Raw genomic sequence first — 7,952 nt, forward strand, 5'->3', positions numbered from 1 at the left:
CGCGAGAGCCCCGGGATCCGCTCGTTCAGGAAACGGTCGAGCCGCTTCCCGGCGTCGCGCGGTCCGACTCCGAAGACGGTCTCAGGCTCCGTCATCGGGGATCACGTCGCCCAGGCGCCACGCGAGCGCCTTGAGGATCGCGCGGTTGGCCTCGGGCATGGGGAGCGCTTCGAGCGCCTTCGCCTCCACCCACTCCCATCGTCCCGCGTCCCCCGCGGCATCGCGGACGACGAAGGCGTGCAGGCGCACGTCCCGGTCGGGATAGGCGTAGTGGAAGATGTTGAGCGGTTCGGCCTCGGTCGCCGAGAGTCCCGTCTCCTCGCGCAGCTCGCGGAGAGCCGCGGCGTGGGGCTCCTCCCCGGCCTCGATCTTCCCGCCGGGGAACTCCCAGAGCCCCTCGAGGTGGGAGCCCGGCTCGCGTCGCGCGACGAGCACCCGCCCCTCGCGGACGACGATGGCGAGCGCGACGTCGACCGTCATCCGCGTCAGATCGTGGGCTTCGGCTCGGCGCCCGAGTAGTCGTAGAAGCCGCGGCCGGACTTGCGACCGAGCCAGCCCGCCTCGACGTATTTCCGCAGGAGCGGGGACGGCCGGTACTTGTCGTCGCCGAGCCCGGTCTGGAGCACCTCGAGGATGTACTGGCAGGTGTCCAGGCCGATGAAGTCGGCGAGGGTCAGGGGGCCCATCGGGTGATTCATCCCGAGCTTCATGATCTCGTCGATCTGCCGGACCCCCGCGACCCCCTCGTGCAGGCAGAAGATCGCCTCGTTGATCATCGGCATCAGGACGCGGTTCGAGACGAACCCGGGGAAGTCCCGGCATTCGACCGGCGTCTTCCCCAGCTTCTCCGAGAGGGCGTGGACGGCCTGATGGGTTTCGTCGGAGGTCTGCAGCCCCCGGATGATCTCGACGAGCTTCATGACCGGCACCGGGTTCATGAAGTGCATCCCGATGACCTTCTCGGGGCGCTTCGTCCCCGCCGCGATCCGCGTGATCGGAAGCGACGAGGTGTTGGTCGCGAGGATCGCGTGCGCGGGGGTGATCCGATCGAGGGCGGCGAACAGCTCGAGCTTGACGTCGAGTTTCTCCACCGCCGCCTCGACCACGAGGTCGCAGACGCTAAGGTCCTCGAGCTTCGTGGTGCCGCGGATGCGCGAGAGGACCGCGTCCTTCTCGTCGGCGCTCATCTTCCCCTTGTCGACGCCACGCTGGAGGTTCTTCGCGACCGTGCCGAGCCCCTTCTGGACGTAGGAATCCTCGAGGTCCCGCATCACGACCGAAAGACCCGCCTGCGCGGCGACGTGCGCGATGCCGCTCCCCATCTGTCCGGAGCCGACGACCCCGATCGTCTTCATCGCTGGATCCCCATCGCGACCGCGTTCCCTCCGCCCAGGCACAACGCGGCGATCCCGCGCCTGGCGTTCCGGTCCTCGAGGGCGTGGAGCAGCGTCACGAGGACCCTCGCGCCGGACGCACCGATCGGGTGGCCGAGGGCGACCGCACCGCCCCGCACGTTGTGCTTGGCGGCCGGGACCCCGAGCACGCGTCCGAGGGCGACCTGCTGCACGGCGAACGCCTCGTTGAACTCGTACAGATCGACGTCGTCGGCCTTCCAGCCGGTCTTCTCCCAGATCTTCCGGACGGCGAGCTCGGGGGCCATCATCACGAGCTCGGGGGCCATCCCGCTCGCCGAGGCCGCGACGATCTCCGCCCGTGCGTTCAGGCCCAGGCGCTTCGCCGCCGCCGCCGAGGCGACGACGACCGCCGCGGCACCGTCGTTGACGCCGGGCGCGTTCCCCGCCGTGACGGTCCCGTCCTTCTTGAAGGCGGGCTTGAGGGCGCGCAGCGCCTCCATCGAGGTCTCGCGGCGCGGGGACTCGTCGGTGTCGAAGAGGGTCGTCTCCCCTTTGCGCCCCGGGACCGGCACGGGGACGATCTCGCGCCGGAACTCCCCCGCGTCGATCGCGGCGATGGCCCGCCGGTGGCTCTCCACCGCCCAGGCGTCCTGCTCCTCGCGCGTCACCTTCCAGCGTTCGGCGACGACCTCGCCCGTGTTCCCCATGTGGTAGTCGTTGTACACGTCCCACAGGCCGTCGTGGATCATCGCGTCGAGCATCTTCTGATGCCCCATCCGGAAGCCGCCGCGGGCGTTCGGGAGGAGGTACGGCGTGTTCGACATCGACTCCATCCCGCCCGCGACGATCACCTCGGCGTCGCCCGCGCGGATCGCCTGGGCCGCGAGCGCCACCGCGCGAAGGCCGGAGCCGCAGACCATGTTCACCGTCATCGCGGGAACGCTGTCCGGGATCCCGCCCCACAGCGCCGCCTGCCTCGCGGGGTTCTGGCCGAGCCCCGCGCCGACGACGTTCCCCATGTAGACCTCGTCGACGTCTCCGGGCTTCACCCCCGCGCGCTCGACGACTTCCTTGACGACGAGGGCGCCGAGACGGCTCGCGGAGAGCGGCGTCAGCGCTCCCAGGAACTTCCCGATGGGAGTACGACAGGCGGCGACGATGACCGGGTGATCCATGGTTGTCCTCCGAAGCGGATATCCTAGCCGACCGTTCAAAAAGCGTTCATTTTCGGCCTTAAAACCGACCGGCGGCCGTTTCCGTTTCTGTTAGCATGTCCCGACGCATGCGATCCGCTTATCGCCTCCTCCTCGGATCCGCACTCGCGTCCGCCCTCGTCCTGGGCGGGTGTGCACCGGCGTCCGCACCCCCGCAGACGGTGCCGGTCGTCGCCGTTCCCGAGGCGCCCCCGAAGGAACGCGTCCCCTGGGACCGCGCGGTCCTCTACTTCGTCGTCCTCGACCGGTTCGCCGACGGCGACCCTTCGAACAATCGCGACGTCGACCGTACCGCGAAGGGGACCTTCCACGGCGGCGACCTCAAGGGGCTCCGGTCCCGGCTCGACGAGATCGCCGACCTGGGGGTGACGGCGTTGTGGATCACCCCCGTCGTCCAGAACGTGCCCGGCTTCGTGACCGGCGCGGGGTTCCCCGACTGGGCCTACCACGGCTACTGGCCGGACGACTTCACCGCGATCGACCCGCGCTTCGGGACCGAGGCCGACCTGAAGGGGCTCGTCGAGGACGCCCACCGGCGCGGCATCCGCGTCCTGCTCGACGTCGTCTACAACCACGCCGGGTACAACACCCGCTACCTGTCGGACGTGAAGACCCGCAACTGGTTCCGGAGCGAGGAGCGCGGCACCTGCGGCCAGGACGACCTGACCTCGTGCGTCTCGGGGCTTCCGGACTGGAAGACCGAGGTCCCCGAGGTCCAGGACTTCGTCATGCTCCCCCAGCTCGACCTGGCCCGGCGCGTGGGACTCGACGGCTTCCGCCTCGACACCGTCAAGCACGTCGATCATCCCTTCTGGAAGGTCCATCGCGAGCGCACCCGCGCCGTGTCCCCCGACTTCTTCCTGCTGGGGGAGGTCTGGGGGGGCGACGCGCAGGTTCTCGATCCGTGGTTCTCCGGAGACGAGATGGACGCCGGTTTCGACTTCGGCTTCCAGGGGTCGACGCTCGGTTTCGTCCAGGGTCGCGGTCGGGCGGTCGCGTACGACCGCTACCTGAAGGCCCGCGAGAAGGTCCGCCCCGGCCACCTGCTGTCGCACTTCCTTTCGTCGCACGACGTTCCGGGGGCGTTGTTCCAGCTGCAGGGGAACAAGGATCCGTTCCGCCTCGCGGCCGTCCTCCAGATGACGACCGGCGGGATCCCGATGATCTACTACGGCGAGGAGGTCGGCAGGCCCGGCGGGGACTGGCCGGACAACCGCTCCCCCATGCCGTGGGGCCAGCAGCCGATCCTCCCCGGCAAGGGCCTCCCCCGGGACGAGGCCCTTCGCGACTTCTACAGGAAGCTGATCGCCGCCCGCAACGAGCTCCCCGAGCTCGCGACGGGATCGCACGTCAGCCTCGTCGCCGAAGGCGACCTGCTCGTCTTCGGCCGCCGCGACGCGGATGCGAAGCGGACCGCGGTCGTCGCGGTCAACCGCGGCGCGTCCGAAGCCCGGGCGAGCTTCGCGCTTCCCGAGGACTGGACGGGGGCGGTCGCCGTCGCCGACCGGTTGTCCGGCGAGGCGGCCTCGATCGCGAACGGAAACGTGGAAATTCAAGTTCCGCCCCGTGGCGCCCGGATCCTTGCGCTAGCATCGGGTCCAGCGCGCTAGAGACGGCCCCGAGAGGTGTTGGCATGGCCGAAGTCCTCTTCAACGACGTCGCCAAGCGCTACGGCAAGGTCTCGATCATCGAGGGGCTCAACCTCGAGATCCAGGACCACGAGTTCATGGTCCTCGTCGGCCCGTCGGGGTGCGGGAAGTCCACGGCGCTGCGGATGATCGCGGGGCTCGAGGAGATCTCGGGGGGGACGATCACGATCGGCGGGCGCGTCGTGAACGACCTTCCCCCGAAGGACCGCGACATCGCGATGGTCTTCCAGAGCTACGCCCTCTACCCGCACATGACGATCCGCGAGAACATGGACTTCGGCCTTCGCATCCGGAAGATGCCCCCCGCGCAGATCAAGAAGCTCGTGGACGAGGCGGCGGAGCTCCTCGGGATCACGCACCTGCTCGACCGGAAGCCCAAGCAGCTCTCCGGCGGCCAGCGCCAGCGCGTCGCCGTCGGCCGCGCGATCGTCCGGCAGCCGTCGGTGTTCCTCTTCGACGAGCCGCTCTCCAATCTCGACGCCAAGCTGCGCGTGCAGATGCGCGCCGAGATCTCGAAGCTCCAGTCGCGACTCAAGACGACGACGGTCTACGTCACGCACGACCAGATCGAGGCGATGACGATGGGGCACCGGATCGCCGTCATGAAGGACGGAAAGCTCCAGCAGGTCGGGACCCCCCTCGACGTCTACGAGAAGCCGCGCAACCTCTTCGTCGCGGCTTTCATCGGGACCCCTCCGATGAACTTCGTGAAGGCGACGATCTCGGAGGACGGGTCCGCGCTCGCGGGGTCGAAGTTCTCGATCCCGCTTCCGCAGTCGATGCGCGCGATCGGCGTCGCCCACCGCGGGAAGAAGGTCGTCGTGGGCCTGCGCCCCGAGAACATCCTCTCCCCGGGGAAACCCGCGCGCGGCGAGACGACGCAGATCAAGGTCGAGGCGGAGATCCTCGAGCCGCTCGGCCACGAGGTGATCGTGCACGGCCGCATCGGCGACGACCTGCTCGTCTCGAAGCTCGACCCCCACCACGCGCCGAAGATGGGCGACACCATCGAGGTCGTCCTCGAGCTCGACGCGCTGCACCTCTTCGACGCGGAAACGGAACTTCGGCTCACGGCCTGATTCGGAGGACGGTCATGTTCACCCTTGCGTTCCGGAAACTCGCCCGGCTGGCGGCGGCCGCCGTCGCCTCCCTCCTCACCCTCCCCGCCCTCGCCCAGGCGCCCACCGAGATCGTCGTCTGGCACGCCTACCGCGGGAACGAAAAAACCGCCTTCGAGAAGGTCGTCGCGAACTACAACCAGGCCATGGCCGGGAAGGGCGTGAAGGTCACGACCCTCGCCGTCCCCTTCGACGCCTTCAACGACAAGATCACCGCCGCGGTGCCGCGCGGGAAGGGACCCGACGTCTTCATCGCCGGCCAGGACCGCCTGGGCGGCTGGGTCGAGGCGGGGAACACGATCGAGCCGATCGACTTCTTCCTCGAGAAGTCCGACCGCGGCCGGTTCATCCCCTCGACGATGGAGGCGATGACCTACCAGAAGACCACCTTCGGACTCCCGATGAACTTCAAGGTCATCGCGATGATCTACAACAAGAAGCTCCTCCCGAACCCGCCGAAGACCTCGGGGGAGCTCGTCGCGACCGCCAAGAAGCTCACCGACGCCAACGCCGGCCGCTTCGGGCTCGCCTACTGGTACAGCAACTTCTACTACCACGCCGCGCTGATGAACGGGTTCGGCGGGAAGGTCTTCGACGCCCAGCGCAACCCGGTCCTCAACAACCCCGAGAACATCAAGTCCCTCGAGTTCCTGATGAAGTGGTTCAGCCAGGACGGGATCCTCCCGGCCGAGCCCGGCCAGGCGCTGATCACCTCCCTCTTCAACGAGGGGAAGACCGCGATGATCTTCGACGGGCCGTGGGTCCTCGGCGAGATCGCCAAGGGGGTCGATTACGGCGTCACGACCCTGCCGACGCTCGACGAGGCGGGCGGGAAGCCCATGAAGCCGTGGATCACCGTCGAAGGCGCCTTCGTCGCCGCCCCGTCGAAGAACAAGGAGAAGGCGTTCGAGTTCGTGAAGTACATCACGGACACCCCGGCGGGGCTGATCATGGCCCTCGAAGGGCGCCAGACCCCGGCGAACCTCGCGGTCTACGACGACGCGAAGGTCAAGGCCGACCCGGTCCTGTCCGCGTTCCGCCGCCAGGTCGACGCCGCGGTCCCGATGCCCAACCTCCCCGAGATGAGCATGTTCTGGAGCCACGCGACGACGGCGATGAACATCCTCACCAAGAAGTCCGCGACGCCGAAGGCCGCGATGGACGAGGCCCAGGCCAAGCTCGCGAAGGACGTCCAGGGGCTGCGCAAGAAATGAGCGCCCCGGGGGGCATCTCCCACGCCAGGCGGTTCGCGGTCGGCCTCGCCGTCGCCGCCGTCGTCGTGGGCGCGCTTGGCGCGTGGGTGCTTTCGTCGGCGCGGACCCACGAGGCCAACCTTCGCGCCGAGCGCCTCGCCGTCGTGCCCTTGCGGGCGATCACGCAGGCGGTCGCGGCCGCGGGTGCGGACGGCGACGCCGCGCGCCTGGCGGTCGGGTCGTTCCAGGAGAAGCTCCGCGACCGGGTCACCTCGATCCGCGTCGTCGAAGGTCGGGAGCTCCTCGCCTCGACCGCCGCGGCGGACTCCGGCGAGAACGCCGCGCCCCGTCCCCTCGTCAAGGAAGAGAAACCCCTGTTCGACCGCGCCGACATCCTGCGCAAGGCGCAGCAGACCAACGCCGAGGCGAGCTTCGCCCGCGAGGAGGAGATCTCGGTCGAGCCGCTCGCCGACGGCGGCCGCTCGGTCGCCGCCCCCCTCGTGCGCGACGGCGAGGTCGTCGGGATGGTCCAGGTGGAGACCCGGGGAGAGAGCTATGCTCCCGCGCCGGTCCGCTGGGTTGCGTTCCTCCAACTCTTCGCGGGCTGCCTGATCCTGCTCGCCGTCGGCCGCATCGCCCCGAACCGCAAGTGGAACTTCGCGATCGCTTCGGTGACCTGGCTCATCGCCTCCATGTTCTTCCTCGGTTCGAGCCTCCGATCGACGATCTCCTCGGACCGCGCCTCCGCCGACCAGGCGGTCGCTTCGCTGGCGGCGGATCTCGGCGGCGGGCCGCTCGACGTCGATCGATTCCAGAAGCCGTTCGACTCGGCGGCGACGCTCGCGGAGGACGCGGCCTTCATGAGGAAGCTGGTCTGGGGCCTCGGCGTCCTGGGCCTCGGCCTAACGGCCTTCTTCGGCTTCGGGGCCGCGGCCAGGGTCGGCGCCATCGTCAAGCGCCACCGCGAGGCGTACGCGTACGTGACGCCGGCGATGATCGGGATGCTGATCCTGGTCTTCTTCCCGTTCCTTTACGGGATCACCCTGTCGTTCACCGACTCGAACCTGTACAACACGGACAAGACGATCCTCGACACGTGGGTCGGCCTGAAGAACTACGGCGACGTCCTCGGCGACTTCCAGGTCTTCAAGAGCACGGACGCGGGCTGGGTCCCCAACTATCAGAACTTCTACTGGACGTTCTTCTTCACCGTGATCTGGACGGTGACCAACGTCGCGATCGGGGTCAGCGTCGGGCTCGTCCTCGCGTTGATCCTGAACACGAAGGGTCTCGCGGGGCGTCCGTTCTACCGCGTCCTCCTGATCTTCCCGTGGGCGATGCCGAACTACATCACGGCGCTCATCTGGAAGGGGATGTTCCACCAGCAGTTCGGGGTCGTGAACCAGATGCTCCAGCTCGTCGG

Annotated in this window: 7 protein-coding genes; 4 read left to right on the plus strand and 3 right to left on the minus strand. The window is 68.7% G+C overall.

Annotated elements, in window-relative coordinates; genetic code table 11:
* Positions 1-81 precede the first annotated feature (81 nt).
* From VF139_14945 to VF139_14955, 3 genes are read right to left on the minus strand one after another with little or no spacing between them, the layout of a single operon-like run.
* Positions 82-480 carry a (deoxy)nucleoside triphosphate pyrophosphohydrolase gene (locus VF139_14945; GenBank protein HEX6852691.1) on the minus strand — a complete coding sequence of 133 codons (399 nt, stop codon included), beginning with the start codon at positions 478-480 and terminating at the stop codon, positions 82-84.
* 5 nt (positions 481-485) lie between these two features.
* Positions 486-1,355 carry a 3-hydroxybutyryl-CoA dehydrogenase gene (locus VF139_14950; protein ID HEX6852692.1) on the minus strand — a complete coding sequence of 290 codons (870 nt, stop codon included), beginning with the start codon at positions 1,353-1,355 and terminating at the stop codon, positions 486-488.
* Positions 1,352-2,530, minus strand: coding sequence for an acetyl-CoA C-acetyltransferase (locus VF139_14955; protein ID HEX6852693.1), 1,179 nt, complete (start codon positions 2,528-2,530; stop codon positions 1,352-1,354). The genes VF139_14950 and VF139_14955 overlap by 4 nt, the downstream gene beginning before the upstream one ends.
* A 107-nt stretch (positions 2,531-2,637) precedes the next feature.
* Here VF139_14955 and VF139_14960 point away from each other — a divergent pair, with 107 nt between their 5' ends.
* The 4 genes from VF139_14960 to VF139_14975 all read left to right on the plus strand — a co-directional run.
* Positions 2,638-4,179, plus strand: coding sequence for an alpha-amylase family glycosyl hydrolase (locus tag VF139_14960; protein ID HEX6852694.1), 1,542 nt, complete (start codon positions 2,638-2,640; stop codon positions 4,177-4,179).
* A 23-nt stretch (positions 4,180-4,202) separates the two neighbouring features.
* Positions 4,203-5,297 (plus strand): sn-glycerol-3-phosphate ABC transporter ATP-binding protein UgpC, encoded by a 1,095-nt coding sequence (gene ugpC / locus VF139_14965; protein HEX6852695.1) that lies wholly within the window; start codon positions 4,203-4,205, stop codon positions 5,295-5,297.
* A gap of 14 nt (positions 5,298-5,311) precedes the next feature.
* Positions 5,312-6,550, plus strand: a complete 1,239-nt coding sequence (locus VF139_14970; protein ID HEX6852696.1) for an extracellular solute-binding protein — start codon at positions 5,312-5,314, stop codon at positions 6,548-6,550.
* The coding region (locus tag VF139_14975; GenBank protein ID HEX6852697.1) for a sugar ABC transporter permease at positions 6,547-7,952 on the plus strand (1,406 nt) is incomplete at its 3' end. The genes VF139_14970 and VF139_14975, both read left to right, overlap by 4 nt.

Source organism: Candidatus Polarisedimenticolaceae bacterium, from assembly GCA_036376135.1.
Taxonomy (GTDB): Bacteria; Acidobacteriota; Polarisedimenticolia; order Polarisedimenticolales; family DASRJG01; genus DASVAW01.